The organism is Paenibacillus sp. FSL W8-0187 (assembly GCF_037969755.1).
GTDB lineage: Bacteria > Bacillota > Bacilli > Paenibacillales > Paenibacillaceae > Paenibacillus_AQ.
On the sequence record NZ_CP150206.1, the window covers coordinates 6486543 to 6510205 of the forward strand.

A 23663-nucleotide genomic window follows, 5' to 3' on the forward strand; every position below is an offset into this window, starting at 1 on the left:
ATGAAACAGCAAGAACCGCCAGAGTTGTTGCATCTCTGGCGGTTCTTTTGGTTTTATTCAGCTCACACTCGTTTGAACCTCCAGATAAAGCTCTGGAAATCCCCATGCATCGCGGGAATGGCCAATCCGGCGTTCATCAGTCGGTCTCCGCCATAGATGTTCCCGTCTTCTTCGCACCGATAATCTCCATCCCCATCCAGCCCGGCCGTACGCAGCCAAACAATCGGCTCATTCGCCTCGCTTAAGATGCGGAAGTAATACAGCACCGCTTCCGAGCGGTCCTCGGAGACGATGGTCCAGGCAGCTTCGTTCCCTTCGAACGGATTCCGAAGGCGGTAGAAATCCCCGAACTGTACCAGATGCCGAATCTCTTTATACTGTTTTACCTGCTCGCGGACCTCTTCCTTCTCCTGCTCACTGAAGGCTGTCAGGTCCAGCTCATATCCGAAATTGCCCGACATCGCCGCATGACCTCTCGTACGCAGCGAAGTATGCCGGTGCACCTGATGATTCGGAACGGCGGACACATGGGCTCCCATGGAGCTAAGAGGATACACAAGGCTCGTTCCGTATTGAATCTTCAATCGACTGACGGCATCAGAGTTATCGCTTGTCCACGTCTGGGGCATGTAATACAGCATCCCCGGATCATAGCGTCCGCCACCGCCGGAGCAGCTCTCAAACAAAATATGCGGGAACTCCGTCGTCAGCTGCTCCATCACCCGATACAATCCCAGCATATAACGATGGGCTGTTTCCCGCTGGCGTTCAGGCGGCAGCGCGGCCGACCCGATCTCCGTCATGTTCCGGTTCATGTCCCATTTCACATAGGTGATCGGCGCACTTTGCAGGATGCTCCGAACCATATCGGCCACCGCATCGCCTACTTCCTGGCGGGAGAAGTCCAGGATCAGCTGCTGTCTGCCTTCCGTTCGCCGGCGTCCTTCCACATGCAGGCACCAGTCCGGATGCTGACGGTACAGATCGCTATCCGGCGAAATCATCTCGGGCTCAAACCATAAGCCAAACTGCATATCGAGATCGCGAACCCGCTTCACGAGATCCTCAAGGCCTTCCGGCAGCTTGTTCTTGTCAACGACCCAATCTCCGAGGGAAGTCGTATCGTCATTTCGCTTGCCGAACCATCCGTCATCCAGCACAAACAACTCGATGCCGAGATCCCGTCCGACGCTGGCGATTTGTTCGATTTTATCCGCATTAAAGTTAAAGTAGGTCGCTTCCCAGTTGTTAACCAGCACTGGGCGCGTAGCATCCCGGAATTTCCCCCGGCTCAGCCTTGAACGGTACATCTTATGATAGCGTCTGGACATGCCGCCCAAGCCTTCCGCCGAAAAAACCATCACCGCTTCCGGCGTCTGGAACGATTGTCCCGGCTCCAGCAGCCAGGAAAAATCAAACGGATTCAATCCCATCGTAACCCGGGCGGTTTCGTAATGATCCACCTCAACCTGTGCAGAGAAGCTGCCGCTGTATACAAGGCTGAAGCCGTACACCTCACCGTGCTCTTCGCCAGCGCCTTCGGACAGCAGCGCAAGAAACGGATTGTGGTTGTGGCTGCTTGAACCCCTCCGGCTCTCAATCCCCTGCATGCCGGGGGATAATCTTCTGCGCTGCACATGGCGCTCTCTCGCCCATGCTCCATGGAGATGCAGAAGGTCATAACAGCTATGATTCATATCCACGCTGGCGCTCATAGCCCGCAGCAGGGTGATGTTCTCCTTGCTGTCATTACGGAAGGACACGGAACGCGTAATGGCATCGAACGCATTCATGACCGTATAAGACAAATAAATCGTCAATCCGCTTACCCGATCCAGCAGTTCCAGCTCCAGCGTATCCGCCTCAGCATCCTGTTCCGCGTATACGGCAGGCAAGCCTTCCAGCTTCGGTTTGCCGCTGTAGATCCGGTGACGGACATATTCCGCTTCGGTGACCGTGGTCCCGTTAGCCAGCTGTACCTGGTACGCAGGCTGCCGGAAATCGCCGCTGCCGTAGCCCGGGTATTCCTGTGGCAAACTGTCCAGGGAAAAGGATGCATCCTCGCGAAACGGCGACGGTGAAAAGGATGCTCTGCCCCTCCGTTCCAGCAACCCGCCGATGCGGTGATCGCGAATCCGCCGCCCCCAATAGGCGTGCGCCGGATAGACGCCCCGCACAAGCTCAATCACATAACTTGACCGCTCGCTCTGGAGATGGAATATCCCCAGATCTTCATGAAAATGTATACTCACTGCTTTTTGCCCCCTAACCCAAGGTCCGAGTTAAATCTCCATGTTCCGTTTTAAGACCCTACGGCGGTCGTCCGTTCCAGAATCATGACGTCCCTTCCCGGAATCGTGACATGGCCTGAAATCTGCCGGCTACCCAGGAGATCGAATTGATTGGCAGAACCTGCATCAAACGTCATCTCTTCGGCATTGTGGTTCATAATGAACAAGTAGGAGTTCCCATCCTTCACCCGTTCCACCACCTCTACCCCGGCAGGTGTATTCAGCAGCGGCTTCACACCCTGTTCTTCGCACAGATTAGCAAGAAATGCCTGCAGGAACTGCGAATCCGGACTGCTCGCCACATAATAGGCCTGCCCTTCGCCAAACGCATTCTTCGTTAGAACAGGAGTGCCTTTATAGAAGTCGGATCCGTACTCAGCCAGAATCTCTGCCGTCTCCGCATGGATGACGTCACACAAAATTCCACATGGATAACTTCCACGCAGTGATCCCCAATCCTGCTTCATATGGATCTGATTTTGCTGCCCGGGAAGCAGGGCATCGATCTCCTCGGCCCAGATGCCAGTCACCTTGCGCAGTTCGCCGGGATGACCTCCCAGGGTCACCAGATCATGCTCATTGACGATGCCGCTGAAGAAGGTCGTCACAAAGGTTCCGCCCCGGGATACAAACTGCTCCACGCGCTGGGCAACGCCCGGCTTCACCATATACATCACGGGGGCAATCACCACATCGTACTTGCTCAGGTCCTCCTCGAAGCTGATGATATCGGTCTGGATATTCAGCTGATACAGTGCATCATAATACTTATGAACCTCATCCACGTAGTTCAGGGCTTTGGAAGGTCCGCTTGACAGCTCCAGCGCCCAACGATTTTCCCAATCATACATAATCGCTACTTTGGCGTCCGATCGGGAGTCTAGCAGCTTATCTCCGAGCTGCTGCAGCTCGTGCCCCAGCTCCGCGCATTCCCGGAAGACCCGGGTATGCTCATGTCCCACATGCTCAATCAATGCGCCGTGGAACTTCTCGCATGCCCCCACGGAACGGCGGAGCTGGAAGAACATGATTGTATCTGCCCCATGGGCTACGGCCTGGTAACTCCACAATCTCATCACGCCGGGCCGTTTGGCGGAATTGTATGGCGACCAGTTTTGAACGCTCGGCGTCTGCTCCATCAGCATGAACGGCTGTCCACTTTTCAGTCCGCGCATCAGATTATGCGCCATCGCTGTAAAGCTTACCGGCGTATCAATCGCAGGATAGTTGTCCCAGGATACCACATCCATGTGCTTCGCCCACTCGAAGTAATCCAGCTCCGGATAAAATCCCATCAGATTGGTGGTGACCGGAATGTGCGGCGTAACCTTCTTCAGTTCTTCCTTCTCCAACCGATAACATGCCAGCAGGCTGTCAGATTGGAAACGGCGATAGTCCAGTGATATCCCTTGGAAGAAGGTCCGGTTTCCGCCGAATTCTTCACTGAGCGCGTTCGGTACCACAATCTCGTCCCATTCGTAAAAGGTATGACCCCAGAAGCCGGTATTCCATGCGGCATTCAACTTATCGAGCGTCCCGTAACGCTCTTTCAGCCAGACGCGGAACTGCTGCTCGCAGTTGTCGCAATAACAATACCCGCCGTACTCATTCGAGACGTGCCAGATGACCAGTGCCGGATGATCCTTGTAACGCTCAGCCAGCTTACGCGCCATCAGCATCGAATATTTGCGATACGTCGGACTGTTCGGACATGAATTATGACGACCGCCGAATTTGCGTTTGCGTCCATCGTAGTCAACGCGCAGGATGTCCGGGTATTTCTTGGCCATCCAAGCCGGATGCGCCCCCGTGCTGGTTGCCAAGCAGACATGAACCTGCTCCTCGGCCAGCCGATCCATCATTTCATCAAGCCACGTGAAATCATAGCTGTTCTCATCACGCTGCGTTCTGGCCCAGGAAAATACATTGAGGGTCGCCACATCAACACCGGCCAGTTCAAACATCCGCAGGTCCTCTTCCATCGTTGCCTTATCCCATTGCTCGGGATTATAGTCCCCGCCATACCATATCTTAGGGAAATGTTGATTAATCATTGAAATGCCTCCTTCATCGTTCTTTAGCTAAGAAAACCGTATCTATCGACGTACTTTGAATCTTAAAGAAAAGAGGCACCATCCCATGTCATGTTGGACAGGGATCATACCTCTTATGAACGATTAGCTAACTTTGATTAGAGCATTGCTCCTTACTTTTTCAGACTATCCCAGGATGTCTGCATATCCTCAAGCATCTTGTTCGCATCGGATTTGCCTGCGAAGAAGGCCTGCATCGCGCCGGAGAATTCCTGGGCTACACCGTCAGGGAACTTCGCGGATTGTCTTGGCAGTACTTTGCCAGCTTGCACGTACTCCCACACGGCTGAACCCAGATCGCCCATGTCCTCAGGTGTTGCTTCGATTGTCTTCAAGGCCGGGATGAATTTGAATTTTTTGACGATGTACTCTTTACCGATATCGGATGTGACAAACCAGTTAAGGAAGATCTTCGCTTCTTCCTTCGATGCGGAATCCTTGTTGATGACCAGGTTCGCAGGTACCCCTACGTTCAGCTTGTCATTTAGCTCCGCATTGTCGCCAAGCGGCATCGGCAGGTAGCCAAGATTCAGGTCCGGATTGATGGCATCAATCTCGGTTTGGGCCCAGTTGCCGTTCTGCATCATGGCTGTTTTCCCCGTAGCCAGCAGGGAAATGGCCGTATTGTAATCGGTGGTCAGCGGATTTTTGTTCCCGTGATCCAATGTCAGCTGCATCAGTTTGGCCCACTCTTCGAACTTCGCATTGCCCGCAAATTTTTGCGTGCCGTCGTTCAAGCCCTGGATAAAAGCATTCGGATCATCCTGCTGGGCAAACGCCGGGTTAATACCTTGGTTACCGATCAGCCACCATTCCTGGTAAGCGTTCGCAAAAGGAGTTATGCCTGCCGCTTCCAGCTTCTTCGCAGCATCTTCCAGTTGGGCATAGGTTTTAGGAAGCTCGGTAATGCCCGCCTGCTCAAACAAATCTTTATTGTAGATGTACCCCCAGCCTTCAAGGTTCATCGGCATGCCGTATACTTTACCGTCTTTGGTCATCGGCTCTTTTGCCATGTCCACCAGATCGTTCACCCAAGGCTGATCGGACAGATCCTCCAGGCGGTCAATCCACATCTCCATCTCGGCGTCGCCGCCATTGGAGAAAATATCAGGCGCATCGTTGGATGCGAATTTCGTTTTCAGTGCAGCACCGTAGTCAGCACCGCCGCCTACTGTTTGAATATCAAGCTTGATGTTCGGATATTCCTTCTCGAATTCAACCTTGAGTTCATTCAGGCCGTCCACGATCTCGGTTTTGAATTGGAAAATCTTAACCGTCTTAACTTCGCCGGAAGCTCCATCCGAGCTTCCGCCCTGACCTTCCTCCGACTTGCCGCCGCAAGCCGCAAGCAGCAGCGAAAAAGCCAGCAGCATCACGAGAGATAATTTCATTTTGTTCATCTTTACTACCCCCTAGTATTGTTTATATATAAAGATGGGAAAACCGATTTGGGAGAAGCCAGGCTGCCATTACCCCTTAACGGAGCCGGCAGCGACGCCTTCAACAATGTACTTCTGTAATGACAGGAAGAAGATGATAATCGGCGTGATGCCCAGCACGAGCGCTGGCAGCGCCATATCCCACTGCTTCGAATACTGCCCGAAGAAGGCAAAGGTCGCAAGCGGAATGGTCCGCAGTTCCGGACTTTGCAGGATCAAGGATGGCAGCAGGTAGTCGTTCCAGACCCACAGACAGTTCAGGATAATGACCGTCACCATCATAGGTTTCAGCATAGGCAAAACGATACGGCCAAATACTCTGAACGGAGAAGCTCCGTCGACCGTGGCGGCCTCCTCGATTTCAAGCGGAATACCTTTCACGAAACCGTGGAATAGGAAGACCGACAACGGGATACCGAGTCCCAGATAACTGAGAATCAAACCCACGATACTGTTGTTAACACCCAGGAAGTTAATGACCTGCAGCAAGGGAATCATTATGGATTGGAACGGAATGACCATGGCCGATACGAACAGCATGAACACGATTTGATTGAATCTCGTATTGGACCGAACCATTCGGTAAGCCGCCATCGCACTCAACAGGGCGATGATCAGGTTGCTGATGACCGTAATGATGACGGAATTCACGAACGCTTCCGGGAAGCGGGTCATTTCCCAAGCCTTGCTGTAGTTGTCAAAGTGAAAGGCGGTTGGCCAGTTGGCCGCGTCGACCATAATATCGCCCAGCGATTTGACCGAGTTCACCAGCAGGAAGTAAAAGGGCGCCAGGAAAATCAGCGCAATAATGACCATCACAATCTGAAGTACAATCGTGGAAGCCGACATAGGAGGTTTCTTCGATCTCATTTAAGCTTCAACCTCCTTCTGCTTCGTTAATCGAACTTGAATGAGCGTGATGACGGCAACAACCAGGAAGAAGATCAGGGACTTGGCTGTTCCGAGTCCATACCGGTTGTTCAGGAATGCCTCATTGTACACGTTCATAGCCAGCGACTCCGTGGAGCGGTATGGTCCGCCCTTCGTGAGCGACAGGTTCAGGTCGAACATTTTGAAGGACCAGGATATCGCCAAGAATAAACATACGGTGACCGCCGGCATGATGAGCGGAACGATGATGCTCTTGAGCACTTGAAACCGGTTCGCTCCATCAATCTCGGCAGCTTCCATGACTTCCTTGGACACATTCGTAATGGACGCGATGTAGATGACCATCAGATAGCCTGACGATTGCCATACAAAGACCATGACGATGCCCCAGAAGCCAGTTACTTCGTCTCCCAGCCATGGAAGATTAAAGAACGGAATCCCCGTTGCCTCGCCAACGGTGGCAAAGCCCTTTATGAAGATAAACTGCCAGATGAAGCCGAGCAGCAATCCACCGATCACGTTTGGCATGAAGAAGATCGTCCGCAGCCAGTTGCGCGCCCTAATATTTTTCGTTAAGAAGTAGGCCAGGAAAAAACCGACCAGGTTCGTTAGAACCACGCCAACGATCGTAAACTTGGTGGTAAACCAGAAGGACTGTGCGAATGCGCTGTCATTTGTGAAAATCTGTTTGAAATTGTCCAGCCCGACCCATTCAACATTCCCCGATACACCATTCCAGTTGGTAAACGAGTAATACATCCCCATTACAAATGGGATAATGATCGTCATACCGAAAAACAGCAGCGCGGGTCCGATATAAACCAACTGCTGCGTCAAGGCAGCCGTTCTCTTGCTATTCATGTAAATCCCCCTCCGCTTGTCCTCTCGTTTCTCTATCCATTTCTCTATGATTTAATTATGCTAAGATGAAGACCTTGGGACTACCACAGGATGTGAACTAAATGGTATAGAAAATTGATCGGCGGTGAATTTATGAACTGGAATTGGAACAGCATTCGCACGAAATTGATTACCTTTATGATCATGGCTACCATCATTCCAACCACCATCTCCATGATCATCAGCTATGTCATGACAACCAACTCGCTCAAGGAACGGGCCGTTGTTGAGAATATGAACCTTCTCTATCAGGGACGGTTGAATTTGGAGAGCTATTTGGAAGACATGAACCGGAATTCCCTTACGGTTTATTCGGATCCGGATTTTTTCCGCAGCCTTTATTATAGTCATGAGAACATCAATGCCAGCGGTAGGCAGTCCGCCACGCTGCAGTCCATTCATAAAGCCATCGGCGGCGCAAGACAGGTCTATCTCTATGTCGACGGCAAAAGAGAGGCCACGTTGTTCGCCCAGGATATCGCCAGAAAAACGAGTGATGTCAACCTCTATTCCGAAATTCCCAATCTCGGTAACGATACGGTGGTTTTACAGCCGCCCCATCCCCTTCACACGTATGGCTTTCAGTTAGCTTATCCCTATGAAGCCAATAAACAAGTATTCACCATGTACCGGGTCATTGAACGCGTCCCATCTACCGAGCGATTAGGCATTCTCGCCATCGATATGGATATGAATTTCCTGAGCCGGATCAGCGATCAGCTGTTCCAGCCCGAACATGAGCAGCTATATATTACGAATGAAGCCGGGTATATCATGTATGCCGGCCATGGCGAGATGCTGGGACAGCAAATTCAAACGGAATGGTACGACAGCATCAAGCAATCCGGCAAGAAGGAAGGCCATTTCGAATATGACAACAAAATCTATTTATATAACAATATCAAGACGTCGATCAGCGACTGGACAATGATCAAGGAGGTTCCTTCCTCCTATATTCTAAGCAGCGCCGACAAAGCAGCCTTCGTCAATATTTTGCTGATCGGCGTGTCCCTGATTCTCATCATCGCCGCCACGATCTGGATTTCGGTCTACATCACGGCGCCGATCCGGGAATTGGTAGGCCTCATGAGCCAGGTCAAAAGCGGACGAATGACCGTGGATATCTCCTCCAGCCGCAAAGACGAAATCGGAACTCTCCACCGCAGGTTCGGGAGCATGATGGATACGATCAACAATCTCATCTTGCAGGAATACAAGCTGAAGCTGGCGAACCGGACCAACCAGCTCCGCGCGCTGCAAGCGCAGGTAAACCCGCATTTTATGAACAATGCGCTGCAAACCATCGGCACCCTTGCGCTTGAGCATGGCATGAAGAGGATCTACTCCCTGATCTCCGCTCTTGCCCGGATGATGAGATACAGCATGTACAATACGGACAAGCCGGTCACGCTAGCCACAGAGCTCGATCATATCAAGGATTACGTGGAGCTGCAGAAAGAACGATTTGAGAATCAGTTCGACTTCCGTTACGATGTGGATGAGTCGACTTTGCAGGTGTTGATCCCGAAAATGCTGGTTCAGCCGCTGATCGAGAACTTTTTCAAGCATGGCATGAACCCCTTGGCGGAAAACAATTACATCGCGCTGAAAAGTAAGCGCCTGTCGGCCTCCATCGTGCAGATCACGGTCGAGGATAACGGTAACGGAATGCAGGATGAGCCGTTCCAAACCCTTCAGGAGCACTTGCTTCGGATGGAAGAAATAGATCTGGAACAGCTTCAGGTTCTTTCCGAAATGGAAACGGAAGACAGCAGCGGGATCGGACTCAGCAACATCATGACAAGGTTGAGACTGTATTATCGTGGAAAATCCAAGTTCAGCATCGAAAACAACCAGCCGCATGGCTTTCGTGTTGTACTGACTATAAATGTGGAAGGTGAAACGGATGAAGGCATTGATCGTGGATGACGAGTCTCGCGTGCGTAAAGCCATCCGACTGCTGGTCCAGTGGGAAACGCATGGGATTACCGATATTGAGGAAGCCGCCAATGGTCTTGAGGCGATGAAGCTGATTCCGGCGTTCCGGCCGAGCCTCGTGCTGATGGACATGTTGATGCCGCTCAAAAACGGCGTAGATCTCATGGAATGGATTCACAAGAATTACCCGGATATCAAATTCATTGTCATTAGCGGGCATGACGACTTCGAATTCGTACGCAACACCATCTGGTACAGCGGCACGGATTATATCCTCAAGCCCATCGAGGAAGCCGTCATCAACCAAGCGGTCGCCAAGGCGACTGCCGCCTGGAAAGCCGAGGAACGGGAACGCCTTGCGGCGCGGCAGCAGCATGTTCAGGTGAACGAATACCGGCCGGTTTATTCCGAGAAGCTGTTATCTAGCCTGATTGATGACAAAAGCGCCCATTCCCAGGTGGTCAATCGCCTCAAGGATGAAGGCATCGTACCGGAGCAAACGCAGACGATACGCCTGGCCGTCATGCAGATGGACAAGTCAGATCATGCGCTTTATAGCCGCTTTGGCCATCATCAGGATTTGCTCATGTTTGCCCTGCTGAATATTTGCAATGAATTTCTGCAAAAGGACCGGATCGGGATCGCCTTCCGTCACTTCGGTTCACCTCACCAACTGGTTATTTTGTTGTGGGATCAGCTTGCCACGCTGCCCACACTGCTTCAAGAGATCAATAACGGGATGCACCGCACCTTGTCGCGCCACATGCACTTTGGCCTTAGTCCTGACGGTCAATACCCGGCAGACATTCCGGAATTGTATGACCGAAGCTCGTCCACCCTGCATCAGAGGGATTTAACGGTCCTAAATCACTTTATCCATGATACGGAGCAGCAGCTCCGATCGGGCGTTGACCATCATAAAGGCGCGCAGTTCAGCGGGTTTGAGGATACCTGGAAACTCGCCATACTTAGCGGCCAACCTGCTCCCATAACCGAAGCTGTAGAGTCATTCATCGCGGCTATTCGAAAAAGCAGCGTTCTTACGCCGGAGCTTCTGGAGCGTTGGGACCGCGATATCGAGAGATTTGCCAATCACGTGATTCATGAAACCGCTAACCCGTCGTCTGAAGCTTTGTTGAAATTGTACAAAGAGGAAAGCGCCACCATCGAGCGGCCAAGCCCGGACAAATATGTGTGCTCCCTGGCAGAGTGGCAGCAGTATTGGATTGAATTAATGAGCCTGCTGGCCTCGGCCGTGCAGTCCCAGAAGCAAACGGGACAGGACCTGATCCATGACATTACGACGTTTATCGAGCAAAATTATCAGAACGACGTGTCGCTGTATGATATTGCAAACCGATTTCATGTAAGTCGTGAGTACATTTCCCGCAAATTTAAGCAAAAGCATGGCATTAACATTCCGGAACATCTGAACCGGATCCGCATCTCCAAGGCCAAGGTCCTGCTGCAAAATCGAAGCCTAAAAATGGCAGCGATTTCCGAGATGGTCGGCTTCAAGAACGAGAAATATTTCAGTCTTGTTTTTAAAAAGCAAGAGGGCATCTCGCCGAAGGAATTCCGCAAGCTGCATGAGCAGGAAGCGTAGGCTGGACAGCGGTTTACCGCCGAAGGACTGAGAGCCTAGGCTGTTTAAGCATATCCGATCGACGCATTTTCTCAGAAGCTAGACCGCATGCAGCCTAAATTTTTCTTGCGGGATCAGGAGGGTAACCTCAGGCGTATATTAAAAAAATAAAGCAGAGAAAGCCGGGGATTCCCCGTCTTCTCTGCTTTTTTTGAGAGCGCTCCAAGCTATTTATTTTTCGTGTAAGCCCTCATGCTATCTCTACCCCAGCCGTTTCTCTAATATCATCACTCCGCGTGCCGGCACCTCGCAGGAATCTCGATGTTCTTCTTCTGTCAGCAGGTCAACATAGGTATCGCCTTCCAATGGCACGGGTTTGCTCTCCGGCATGTGATTAAGTACAAAGGTGAACTCCACGTCCTCCTTCACACGCTTTGTCACCTCAACGCCTTCCGGAGCTTTCAAGACGGGCTCAATGCCATGGTCGTTGCATATGGTTTGCATCAGGTCCTTCAGAAATTTAGGCTCTGGACTCGTGGCCACATACCATGCCTTCCCTTGCCCGAAGGAATTCACGGTTAACGATGGCGTCCCCTGATAGTAATCGGAGCCATATTCGGCAACGACTTCCGCTCCTTCAGCATGGATCACGTCACACAGAATTCCGCAGTCGTAGGTGCCCTTCAGTTGTCCCTTCGGCCCTCGCATCACCATCTGATTCTGCTGGCCCGGAAGCAGTGCATCAATCTCCTCGGCCCATATTCCCATTACCTTGCGCAGCTCGCCCGGATAACCGCCAAGCGTCACCAGATCATGCTCATTAACGATGCCGCTGAAGAAGGTCGTCACGAAGGTTCCGCCTTGCGATACAAAGGCCTCCACACGCTCTGCAAATCCCTGCTTTGCCATATACATCACCGGTGCGATGACAACGTCATATTTCCGGAAGTCCTCTTCCACGCTGATCATGTCAGTCTGGATATGCAGCTGATGCAGGGCATCGTAATATTTATGGACCTCATTCACGTAATTGAGGGCAACAGTCGGGCCGCTCGACAGATCGATGCCCCACCGGTTCTCCCAGTCGTAGATGATCGCGACTTTGGCGTCGGAACGGGCATCCAGAATACGGTCCCCAAGCTGCTGCAGCTCCTTGCCCAGCTCCGCGCACTCGCGGAATACGCGGGTAAACTCATGCCCTACATGTTCAATGACCGCGCCGTGATATTTCTCGCAGGCTCCGATCGAACGACGCAGCTGGAAGAACATCACCGTATCCGCGCCGTGGGCGACCGCTTGATAGCTCCACAACCGCATCACACCCGGACGTTTGGCCGAGTTATACGGCTGCCAGTTCTGGACGCTCGGCGTCTGCTCCATGAGCATAAAGGGCTGTCCTCCCTTAAGTCCCCGCATCAGAGCATGCGCCATGGCCGTATAGCTGTACGGTGTATCCAGGGACGGATAGTTGTCCCAGGATACAACATCCATCTCTTTGGCCCATTTGAAGTAATCCAGCTCCGGATAGAAGCCCATGAGATTCGTGGTCACCGGAATATCCGGCGTGATCCGCTTCAATTCATCCCGCTCCAGCTTATAGCAGTCCAGCAGGCTGTCCGATTGGAAACGGCGGTAATCCAGAGATATGCCTTGAAAATTGGTCCGGTTGCCGGACCACTCCTCGCTTAAAGCGTTAGGTACAACAATGTCCTCCCAGTCATAGAAGGTATGGCCCCAGAAGCGGGTATTCCATGCCTTGTTCACGGCATCCAGCGTGCCATAGCGCTGCTCAAGCCAAGCCCGGAATGCCGCGGCACAATTGTCGCAGTAACAGTACCCGCCATATTCGTTCGATACGTGCCAGATCAGGACTGCCGGATGATCCTTATAGCGTTCCGCCAGCTTGCCGGCCATGATTTTGGCGTATTTACGGTAAGTGGGGCTGTTCGGGCAGGAGTTATGGCGGCCGCCGAATTTGCGTTTACGGCCCTCGTAGTCGACGCGCAGCACATCCGGGTATTTACGCGCCATCCACGCCGGATGGGCCCCTGTGCTGGTTGCCAGACAGATATATATCCCGTTCCGGTACAGTCGATCGATCGTCTCATCCAGCCAGGCAAAATCGTACGTGTCCTCATCCGGCTGGCTCAAAGCCCAAGAGAATACATTAATGGTGGCTACATCGATACCCGCCAGCTTAAACATGCGGTCATCTTCCTTCCACGCTTCCGCATCCCATTGCTCGGGATTATAATCGCCGCCATACCACATTTTGGGCAATTTTTCGTTAATCATCTAGGGTTCAGCTCCTTTAGCTTCTTAAATTCCGTATCCAGTTCCCTATTCAAAAAGGCCTTGTTCGATCAATCCATGTTCACGCTGCCTTCGTCGGTGGCTGGCGTGATCCGGTAAGTCGCTCCGCTCACCGTTTCAAACGAGCCTTGCTCATCCGTCGTCACCACACTTCCGTCTTCCCTTCTAATAGCAAGCGGCACGGAACAGCTAATCCTACAGACTCGGCCATGCGTAGAGGTTACGCTCGCAGACGTAAGGATGCCTTCGCTCCATTCCATGTCCACAATAAACCCGCCACGAGCCTTTAACCCTCTTACGGAGCCTTCTGCCCAAGACTTCGGCAGCGCCGGCAGAAGCTGAATGGCGTCCAAATGACTCTGGAGCACCATTTCTACAACTCCGGCGGTGCCTCCAAAATTCGCATCGATCTGGAACGGAGGATGGTCTCCGAGCAGATTAGGATGCATGGAACGGGAAATCAGCGTCCGGACATAAACATACGCCTTGTCCGGTTGCTGTAATCGGGCAAACAGGTTGATCAGCCATACGCAGCTCCACCCCGTGTGCCCTCCTCCATGGTCGATGCGCGACATCAGCGTACGATAAGCGGCTTCCGCAAGCTGCGGCGTATCCTGAAGGGTTATGTCAGAGCCGGGGTACAGCCCATACAGATGGGATACGTGCCGATGTCCGGGCTCCGCTTCCGGATAAGGCTCGCTCCATTCCATGAGTTTACCCTCGGCATCGATGGCGTAAGGCAGCAGGCGTGCAACCGCTGCCTTCCATTCCTCCCGCAGCTCATCATCCTGCTCCAGCAGCTGTGATGCCTCAATACAGTTATGAAATATATCCCGAATGATGGCCATATCCATGGTGGAGCCTGCCGACACGCTGCAAGGCTGGCCGTCCGCAGTAAGAAACTGATTCTCCGGCGATGTCGACGGGCTGGTCACCAGATGCCCTTTCCCGTCTTCAGTAAGCCAATCCAGGCAAAATAATGCCGCATTCCTCATCAGCGGATAAGCCGTTTCCCGCAAATATTGGAGGTCCGGGTGAAATTGGTAACGCTCCCAAAGATGCCGGCACAGCCATGCACCGCCCATTGGCCAGAAAGCCCACATGGCTCTGCCATCGCTCGGGCTGGACATTCGCCATAGATCCACGTTATGGTGGGCGACCCATCCGCGGGCGCCGTAATGAATCTTCGCCGTCCGGGCACCGCTTACGCTAAGCTCCCGGATCATCTGGATCAGCGGCTCATGGCACTCGCTCAGATGGGTCGTTTCTGCAGGCCAGTAGTTCATCTCGGTATTGATATTCGTTGTATAATCACTATTCCATGGTGGCTGTACATGCGGATTCCATATGCCCTGCAGATGGGCGGGCTGTGTACCTGACCGGGAGCTGGCGATGAGCAAATATCTTCCGAATTGAAACATCAGCGCCTCGAGTGCAGCATCCTCTCGTCCCTCCCGGTACGCTTTCATCCGCTCGTCGGTGGCTAAAGCTTGTGCGGAACGCACACGCTCTGGACGGCCAAGCTGAAGCTTCACGCGTCTGAACAAGGCTTGATGGTCCTCGATATGCCGTGAGCGCAATTCTGTAAATCCATGCCGCATCGCGTCCTGGAGTCTCCCCCTGCATATACTGGACGGATCGGTTCCTTCAGAACCCGGAGATCGATCGAAGCCTTCAAAATTCGTGGCAGCCGCAATCAGCAGCGTGACCGAGCCTGCGCCGTTAATACGTATACCGCTGTTATCCACCGTAACCTGCCCGGTGTCCGTCAAGGCCAGCAGCCTCATTTCATACCGTATGCCAATCCCGTCTTCATAGAGCACCGACCCGGGGTGATCACCTCTGTAATTCTCAGCAATATGGGTGGGGGCTTGTCCATACAACACCAATGCTCCGTCTTCTGCACTGCGGGTACCATGCTGCAGCGGTGAACGAAGCCCGATCTCTAATTGGATGGTTCCGCCGTTCGTGCTTGTATAACGGATAACCGCGACCTGATCAGGCGCACTGATGAACATTTCCCTGCTGAAGCGATCATCGGGACCGCCGGTTCGAAAGTGAGTGGATGCAATCCCTGTATCCAGATCCAGTGCTCGCCTGTAGTCCGTCCAGTGATCCCCTATTCCCGACTGTCGGATGACCAGGTCTCCTAAGGGCAAGAAGGACTCCGTGCTTCTGCCAACCATCTTGCCCTCAATCAACTGCTCGGCTTCGGCAAACTTCCCGGACGCAATCAGCTCTCTTGCCGCTGCCAAATGCCGGAGAGCCTCGTAATTATTCGTGTCCCGGGGAAATCCGGACCAAAGTGTATCTTCATTCCATTGAATGCGTTCTTCCTGAACGCCTCCGAATACCATAGCCCCAAGTCGGCCGTTTCCGAGCGGAAGCGCTTCTTCCCACCTGTCCGCGGGCTTCCGATACCACAAGGTTGTGTTCTTATTCTCAGCTGAATTCAGTGTAATCCCCCCTTATTCCAATTGATAAAGGTCTTCTCGATGAACCTCTCATATCCTTCATCCGCTGCTGTATTTCTTCTGTTAAATAACGGCACAATCGCTATAACAGTGACCCTTTCATGTAGCGGCAAAAGGGGCCGCATATTGCCGGCCCCTTCTATTCACCTATACCTTAATCATTCCAGAGTTCGACGCGGTCGCGTACCAATTGGGTGTATTCCTGCTCCATCTTCTCGGCGCCGGCATCATTCAGCTCTTTGATGAACTGTTCATACAGCGCATCAAATTTCGCCGGATCGGCAAGAATGATTTCCGGAATCCGTTTACGGGTAATCTCTTCCACCTTTTTGTACGTGATATTGATATTGGAGTCGCTCGGTACTGGAATGTTGTAAGCAACGCCCCATGGCTTCACTCCAAATTCCTCTTGTTTCGGCCACAGATCTTTCCACATTTCCGCGCCGTATGCCTTCAGTGTTTCCTTCGCGGATGGCGTATAGTTCTCTATGATCGTCTCCGGGAAATTCGTCGTATAGTAGTTATCCGTCGAATCCTTCACGCCGTCTCCGTAACGCGGGAACATGGCGTTGTACAAGCCGATTCCTGTTTCCTTAGTGAAGTTGGCGTTGTCATAGGTTTTGCGCTCTTGGACATCTTCCGGAATGACGCGCTTGCCGTCCACAACGTTGTAATGCTCGCCCTCTATTCCCCAATTCATCAAAACTTGCCCTTCTTCGGAAGCCAGATAATCCAGGAACTTGATGATTCGAACTGGATCCTTCGCGGACGTCGTAATGCCCACACCCCATCCGGCGACGTAACCCGCGTCTTGGAACGTTGCATCCTTAGTCGACTCATCCAGCTGGATCGGGAATCTCGCATAGGTGCGGTTTTCCTTGCCGGAAGATCTCAGTGCGTTTGTTGCATTGCCGAAGCCCCATTCCTGATCGATGACGCCAAGAACACGGCCAGAAGAGATTTTAGCTTCGTATTGGTCCGTTTTCTGTACGAACGTTTCCTTATCCAGAAGACCCGCATCGTTCATATGGTTCAACCAGCGGAAATATTCTTTCTCTTCCGGGCGCTTGTAGTGCAGCTTAGCCTCGACCGTCCCCTGGTCGATATAATACTCGCCGTCATCCGATGCGCCTGTCGCGATAAACGCCGGGTTCGTTACCGAGATCATGATTCTCCATCCGTCCGCATTCAGCGTCAGCGGAATCGTCGGCTGGCCGTCAATGGTCGGGTGTTTCTCGGCATAGTCTTTCAGCGCTTTCTCGTAATCCCTCACCGTCTTCAGTTCAGGGTATCCGAGTTCTTTCAGCACTTCATGCTGGATCTGAAACGTGCCGCCGGCATCGAGCGCCTGATGGTCCACCGCTGCAAGCGTCGGGAGGACATAGATGGCCTCATCATCGTTACTCCATTTCAGACGGCTCATGTATTCTCCATACACCTTCTTGATGTTCGGTGCATGCTCTTCGATCAGATCCGTCAGATCAATAAATGCTCCGGAATCCACAAACAGATTGGCGTCACCCTTCGCAAATACCAAGTCCGGATATTCCCCGCTCGCTACCATCAGCGGGAGCTTCTGATTGGAGCCGTCTACCGCGTATTCGGCCTGGATTGTAATGCCGGTTTTCTCGGTCAGCTTCTTGCCGACCGCATCCTGCATGTTGGCCCAGTTCGCATTGGAATCCGCGCTGTAATACGTCATGGTCATCGGCCCCAGCTTCTCTTCCTGCTGTGTATCGTTGCCGCCATTGCCCTCTTCACCGCCGTTTGCGCTATTGTTACTGTCGCCGTTGCCGCACGCTGCAAGAACGAATGTGGCCATCATCATGATCGCGAGCAGCAGCGACAATCTCTTCTTATGATTCATTGCTATACCCCCTAAATCGATTTTTAATCATCTATCGTATAACAGGTCATAATGCCTGCTGATACCGTACATGCGCTTAGCTTTTTACTGCTCCAAGCGTCATCCCCTTCACAAAATACCGCTGCAGGAACGGATAGACGAGCAATATGGGAACCGTAACCACAATCGTAATCGCCATTTTGATCGATTCCGGCGACACCTGCTTCACGATTTCGGCCATATTCTGCCCGGACATCATGCCGCTGGTTTGTCCCTGTGTGCTCTGCAGCACCTTCATCAGCTCGAATTGGAGCGTCGTGAGATGGGGTGCATTGCCGTTATAGAGATACGTATCGAACCATGAGTTCCACTGACCGACTGCCAGGAACAAGGCGATGGTAGCCAGTACGGGCTTACAGAGCGGGAGAATGATTTTGTAATAGATCGTGAAATCATTAGCTCCGTCAAGCTTGGCTGATTCCTGAAGCGAATATGGCAAGCTGTCGATGAAAGACCGGATAACGAATACGTTAAATGCGCTCACCATCCCCGGAATGATGTAAACAAGAAACGAATTCATCATGTTCAAGTCGCGGATCAGAATGAAGACCGGAATCATCCCGCCGGAGAAGTACATGGTCATGGCCAGGAATACAGACATGAACTTTCTTCCCTGAAAATCTACCCTGCTGAGGACATAACCCAGCATCGTTCCGCTGACCAAGCCCAGGAATGTTCCTGCCAGCGTACGGAGAATCGTAATTTTGGCGCCGGTGATCAAACCGTCGTATTTAAAGATCTGAACGTAGTTCTCCAGCGTAAACTCGCGCGGCCAGAGATAGATCCCCCCACGCACCGTATCCACGGAATCGTTCAGCGATATCGCAAGAACATTCAGGAACGGATACAGAGTGACAATCATAACCAGTGCCATAAATATAAAGTTACCCATATCAAACACGCGGTCGGAGAGCGTGGGCTTGAATGCTGTTTTGGTTCGTGCCATGCTGCTTCCCTCCCCTACATAATGGATTGCTTCGTGAATTTTTTGAATACGCCGTTAGCGAGCAGCAATAAGAGGATACTTACAATGGAGTTGAACATCCCAATTGCCGTACCGAAGGAGAAACGTCCCATGCCAAGGCCATAATTCAGCGCATACAGATCCAGCACTTCGGAATAATCCACCACCAGCGGGTTACCCAGCAAGAACTGCTTCTCGAAGCCGATGCTGATCAGATGTCCGATGGACATGATCATCAAAATTGCAATCGTAGGGGCGATGCTTGGCAGCGTAATATGCCATATTTGGCGAAGACGGCTTGCGCCGTCAACCTTGGCTGCTTCGAATTGCTCCTGATCAATTCCTGAAATCGCTGCCAAATAAATGATCGCGCTCCAGCCCATTTCCTTCCATATATCAGAGCCTGTTACGATATACCAAAACAGGTTCCCCTGAGCCATAAACTGTATCGGTTCATCAATGAACCCCAGCCACATCAGCAGCTGATTGACAGCGCCTCCATCTGTGGACAGCATTTTGGTCACGATACCTGCTACCACGACCCAGGACACAAAATGCGGCAGATAAGATATCGTCTGTACGGTCCTCTTGAATACGCTTCCACGAAGCTCATTCAACAAGACTGCGAATAGGATCGGAATCGTAAATCCAACGATCAATCCCATAAAACTCATGGCGAGTGTATTTCGCAACACCAGATAAAACTTATCATCCGAGAAGAGTGTCACGAAATGGTCCAGGCCCACCCATTTTTGCTCGAAGATCCCTTTGCCCGGCTTGTAATTCTGGAATGCCATCAACCAGCCCCAGACCGGCATGTAGCTGAAGATGAACACAATGACGATAAATGGAAGCGACATTCCATACAGTACTTTCTGCTCTTTGAAAGTGGCCCAAAAGCCTTTCTTTTTCTTTGCGGCAGGTTGGATGCTACCTTCTGTCTTTGTTACCGCTTTCAAACCAACCCCTCCTCTCTTGTATATCCTGATGATAAACCAAGCTGCGGCGGGGAAGTACCCGAAGGATTGGTTTAAAAATCATATAAAAATTAGACATTAACTGAGGAGAAAATGCAGAAGAGCTTTATGCCGCTCCGTGTCCGGATCGTATCTCCGATCGCTGTTAAACCCGGGAAACTTCGGATGATACGGTGAGGTGGTTTCCCGGCTTTAAAGACGAGCGCTGTCGCTTCTCCGATACGATTCCGGCCCCTCCGCTCTATGCTTCGCAGCATTTTGGCTCCCCCAGTCATGTCTTGGGGAGGTAGGAGGAAATAAAAAAAGACGCGTACCTTAGTCGCGTCTTAAAGGGCAGCGATATGAAAGTACTTATGTTTAGTCTGGTTGTAGGGTAAGTGAACGCTATCCGATATTTGGCTTACCTATGTTCGATCTCCCGTCAAACCCATGCTCAGCAGCTTGATGTCAGCACGCTACACTGCGCTTCCGCATCGCCTTCCCGTTTGGCAGTTGGTTCCATGGCGAAGAGGCAGACGATGAGGAACTTGACCCTGTTTACAGGTCCAGCTCCTTGCGGAAATTAGACGGAGAGGTACCGACGTATTTTTTAAACTTGCTATGAAAATAATCTACGTTCGTATACCCGACCTTCTCCGCAACCTGATATACCTTCATGCCCTGTTTCAGATAATCCTTGGCCTTGTTGATCCGGACCTTATCGAGGTACGTATTGAAGTATTCTCCAGTTGTATTCTTGAACATCTTCCCGAGGTAGGCGCTGTTGTAATTAAATACGGAGGCCAGTGTTTCCAGTTTAAGATTCTCATTGTAATTGCGCTGAATCAGGTCCATGATCCGCTTCATCTCCTGATCTCGTCCGCCATCCCCCGCCTGCCAGATCAGCTCCTCCAGGAATTGGGACGAATGGCGGTACAAATCATAGGCCGTGCGCTGGCGAAATATCGCGGCAATCCGATCCGAATATTCCTTCGTGCGGGACCGCAGCTCTGGCTGATGCTGCATCAGCTTATTGTGCACGCCGGTGAGGAGCTCCACGAACGCCCCCTTCATCCTTTCCTCCGTATACTCCACATTGACCATGGCATATGCAGCAACATGCAGCAGCTTCCGCTGCACCTCGACATTGCCTACATCTACAGCGTAATAGAGCTGCTCCATCAGCTGCTCCGGATCATAAGGTTGCCGCTCTTCATCCGTAATGTCGCCAGCAAACCGCTTGGATTCAGGGAATAACAACTCGCCGGAAGGATAGAAGAAACGTTCGCGAATCCGTTCCTTAGCACAGCGGTACGACTCCGCTACATCCTCCAGACGATGAACCTGGCGCCCCAATGAAGCCGTAATTGACCTACCTGCCAGTGCGGCAGCAGCCTCCAACGTTTGAAGCAATTCCTTCCGCCCTCCTGCGGTCAATACTGGCGTGGGCATTAGAACGCCAAGTTGCCCATGCATGGAAAAGACCGTGCCGCGGCCGTTCTCTTCAAAAGCTTCAAGCAGCTGGTTTTTCAATCGGTCGTTGGCTCCCTCACCAGATTCATCGTAGCCGTTATGATGAATAATCAGCACTTGGTAATGGTTCCATAACAGTCCTGACCGCTCGGCGATATGCCGTAAAGCCGCATGATCGGGCTTACTCTCCGGATTGAACCATGTCTGAATGAACTGCTCGCGGTTCATATCGGAGGCTGCCCTATTCAGTGCCTTCCTCTCCTGTTCCTGCTCGATGGCTTCTTTAATCTGAAGCAAATACTTGCTCAGCTCGTCCTCATCCACCGGTTTCAATAGGTATCCGTCCACGCGATGGGAAATCGCCCGTTTGGCATAATCAAAATCAGCATATCCGCTTAGGATGAGCAGGTGAATCTCGGAATCCAGGGTTCGGATGGCTTCGATCAGCTGCAATCCGTCCATTCCCGGCATTCGGATATCAATCAGCATCAAGTCCGGGTCAAACATCCCGTGCTTCTCCAGCGCTTCGCTCCCGTTCGCTGCGGTACCAACAACCTGATACCCAAGCTCGTTCCATGGCACAATGCTCTTCAATCCTTCGCGCAGCTTGGGTTCGTCATCCACGATTAACACTTTCATCATCGCTCTCTCCTCCTGTCGGAATACTGAATTTAATGCGCGTTCCAATCCCCGGTTCGCTATAAATGATCAGACCCGCTTCAGGGCCGTAGGTAAGCTGCAGACGGACATGAACATTCCGGAGCCCGATCCGTCCTCCGTCCTTCTCATCGGTATCGTTCAAATAACCATAGATCATCTGCAATCGCTCCAAGGTTATGCCCGCTCCATTATCCTCGGTTATGACATGCAGTTTCCCTTCGCTGGCCGTGACCCTCACCCTGATGAAAGTTCCTTCTTCCTTGTGATCCATCCCATGTATGACCGCATTCTCCACAAGCGGTTGTATGATCAGCGGCGGGATTCTAACCCGATTGGCTTCGGGATCTACCAGAAGTTCATATTTCAGACGATCCTCATAGCGGAATTTTTGAATATCCAGATAACACTGCACCATCTCGATCTCGTCTTTTATCGTTGTTTTTCCGCTGCCTATCTCGAGATTGCTTCGCATCATTTTACCGAGCAGACGCACAATCCGGGCGATTTCGTCCTCACCCTTGAGATGGGCCTCCATGCGAATAGACTCTAAGGCATTAAACAAAAAATGCGGATTGATCTGACTGGCCATCATTTTGAATTTAATTTCGTTCTGCTTCTGTTCCATTAACCGTTTCTGTTCATTGGACTCCTGCACTTCGTTCATCAGGTCGTTAATGTTACCGACCATGGAGTTGAATTGGCGGGATAACTGGCCGATCTCATCCTTGCCGTCAATTTCCATCGCAACGCCGAGGTTGCCGGTACCTACCTTCGTAATATGCTTGCTGAGTCGCAGCAGCCGATTAGAGATCAGTGAGGAGAAACTGTAGATCAAAAGAACAGCCAGCAGTAGACTAATGATGATGACCGTCATCGCCAGCTTGCTGATCCGGTTGGCGTCCGCCACGATGCTATCAATCGAAAATATGGAAATAATGCGCAGACCATTAACCCCGGATTCCGTATTCAACGGTTCAATCAGCACCTTGGAGGCTTCATCATGGATGACCGATTCATAGCTTCCGCTCGCATGGTATACAACCCCGCTGGTATCTTGAATCTCGGCTAGCGTCTTCCCGTACAGCTCCGGGCGGTTAGCGGCGACAATATTGTTATTGCTGTCCACAATAATGGTGTCAAACGTTTCTTGGCTGAGGATCGTGTTCAGCATACCCGTATTGACATTGATAACCAGTACACCACGATTGTCCTTGCTTCCAAGATCAACCCCCTTGATTAAGCTGAGGTAAACCTTCTGATCTCGTTCATCCGTAATATAGTCCCAGTAGATGACGCCAATATCATCCTCGGCTCGCTGATACCATTCCGTTCTCTTGATTTCATCCTCGGGATAAAGGAACTCCCAATTGTTCAGCATGGTGGGGTTCTCACTGTAGAAACGGATATTCGATATTTCCTTGTACATCCGAATCGCCTGCTGTAAATCGGGATACTCCCTGTAAGCCACAAATACGTCGTATACGCTTTCATATTGCTGGCTAGCAAGATTTCTCAGACGCTCGTCGTAGGATAGCCGATAGGATAAATCGTCTGCCACGTTGATGACTTCGGTGGACCGTTTCTTGACCCGGTCCACGTTCTGGTAAGCCTGCTCCAACGCATTGTTGAAAGCAAACTTGCGGAGCTCGCCCGTAAGGAATATCCCCACGATGGCAACCGGCACAAAGACCACGACAACAAAAGACAATATCAATTTGTTGCGGATTTTCATGTCATTCACAAGTTGAATGAAATAAGATAACATCGGACCGTCTTCGCT

The 23663-nt window shown here is 51.7% G+C and carries 15 protein-coding genes; 2 read left to right on the forward strand and 13 right to left on the reverse strand.

Annotation, left to right across the window (positions count from 1 at the left end; genetic code table 11):
• Positions 1 to 62 precede the first annotated feature (62 nt).
• From MKY48_RS29470 to MKY48_RS29490, 5 genes are all read right to left on the reverse strand, one after another.
• A complete protein-coding gene (locus MKY48_RS29470) occupies positions 63 to 2252 on the reverse strand; it encodes an alpha-galactosidase (protein WP_339268159.1) in 2190 nt (729 codons plus the stop codon).
• Positions 2253 to 2302: 50 nt separating this feature from the next.
• Positions 2303 to 4345 (reverse strand): beta-galactosidase, encoded by a 2043-nt coding sequence (locus tag MKY48_RS29475; protein ID WP_339268160.1) that lies wholly within the window; start codon positions 4343 to 4345, stop codon positions 2303 to 2305.
• 152 nt (positions 4346 to 4497) lie between these two features.
• The gene (locus MKY48_RS29480; protein ID WP_076325364.1) at positions 4498 to 5784 is read right to left on the reverse strand and encodes an ABC transporter substrate-binding protein; all 1287 of its coding nucleotides are present in this window, start codon (positions 5782 to 5784) and stop codon (positions 4498 to 4500) included.
• 69 nt (positions 5785 to 5853) lie between these two features.
• Positions 5854 to 6693 (reverse strand): carbohydrate ABC transporter permease, encoded by an 840-nt coding sequence (locus tag MKY48_RS29485; protein WP_076325363.1) that lies wholly within the window; start codon positions 6691 to 6693, stop codon positions 5854 to 5856.
• A complete protein-coding gene (locus tag MKY48_RS29490) occupies positions 6694 to 7575 on the reverse strand; it encodes a sugar ABC transporter permease (protein ID WP_076325362.1) in 882 nt (293 codons plus the stop codon).
• 132 nt (positions 7576 to 7707) lie between these two features.
• Between MKY48_RS29490 and MKY48_RS29495 the strand changes: the two genes are divergently transcribed.
• A complete protein-coding gene (locus MKY48_RS29495) occupies positions 7708 to 9543 on the forward strand; it encodes a sensor histidine kinase (RefSeq protein ID WP_339268162.1) in 1836 nt (611 codons plus the stop codon).
• The gene (locus MKY48_RS29500) at positions 9521 to 11158 is read left to right on the forward strand and encodes a response regulator (RefSeq protein WP_339291778.1); all 1638 of its coding nucleotides are present in this window, start codon (positions 9521 to 9523) and stop codon (positions 11156 to 11158) included. The genes MKY48_RS29495 and MKY48_RS29500 overlap by 23 nt, the downstream gene beginning before the upstream one ends.
• 240 nt (positions 11159 to 11398) lie before the next feature.
• Here MKY48_RS29500 and MKY48_RS29505 read toward each other — a convergent pair whose 3' ends face one another.
• From MKY48_RS29505 to MKY48_RS29540, 8 genes are all read right to left on the reverse strand, one after another.
• Positions 11399 to 13432: a beta-galactosidase gene (locus MKY48_RS29505; protein WP_339268166.1), complete on the reverse strand. Its 2034-nt coding sequence runs from the start codon at positions 13430 to 13432 to the stop codon at positions 11399 to 11401.
• 68 nt (positions 13433 to 13500) lie between these two features.
• Positions 13501 to 15876: a glycoside hydrolase family 95 protein gene (locus tag MKY48_RS29510; RefSeq protein WP_339268168.1), complete on the reverse strand. Its 2376-nt coding sequence runs from the start codon at positions 15874 to 15876 to the stop codon at positions 13501 to 13503.
• 202 nt (positions 15877 to 16078) lie between these two features.
• Positions 16079 to 17791 (reverse strand): ABC transporter substrate-binding protein, encoded by a 1713-nt coding sequence (locus MKY48_RS29515; protein ID WP_339268169.1) that lies wholly within the window; start codon positions 17789 to 17791, stop codon positions 16079 to 16081.
• A 76-nt stretch (positions 17792 to 17867) separates the two neighbouring features.
• A complete protein-coding gene (locus MKY48_RS29520; protein WP_076325357.1) occupies positions 17868 to 18776 on the reverse strand; it encodes a carbohydrate ABC transporter permease in 909 nt (302 codons plus the stop codon).
• A gap of 14 nt (positions 18777 to 18790) precedes the next feature.
• Positions 18791 to 19753, reverse strand: a complete 963-nt coding sequence (locus MKY48_RS29525; RefSeq protein ID WP_339268171.1) for an ABC transporter permease subunit — start codon at positions 19751 to 19753, stop codon at positions 18791 to 18793.
• Positions 19754 to 19842: 89 nt separating this feature from the next.
• The gene (locus MKY48_RS29530; protein WP_339268173.1) at positions 19843 to 20028 is read right to left on the reverse strand and encodes a hypothetical protein; all 186 of its coding nucleotides are present in this window, start codon (positions 20026 to 20028) and stop codon (positions 19843 to 19845) included.
• 280 nt (positions 20029 to 20308) lie between these two features.
• Positions 20309 to 21865: a response regulator transcription factor gene (locus tag MKY48_RS29535; RefSeq protein WP_339268175.1), complete on the reverse strand. Its 1557-nt coding sequence runs from the start codon at positions 21863 to 21865 to the stop codon at positions 20309 to 20311.
• Positions 21840 to 23648, reverse strand: coding sequence for a sensor histidine kinase (locus MKY48_RS29540; protein WP_339268177.1), 1809 nt, complete (start codon positions 23646 to 23648; stop codon positions 21840 to 21842). Before MKY48_RS29540 ends, MKY48_RS29535 begins: the two co-directional genes overlap by 26 nt.
• Between the last annotated feature and the right edge of the window lie 15 nt (positions 23649 to 23663).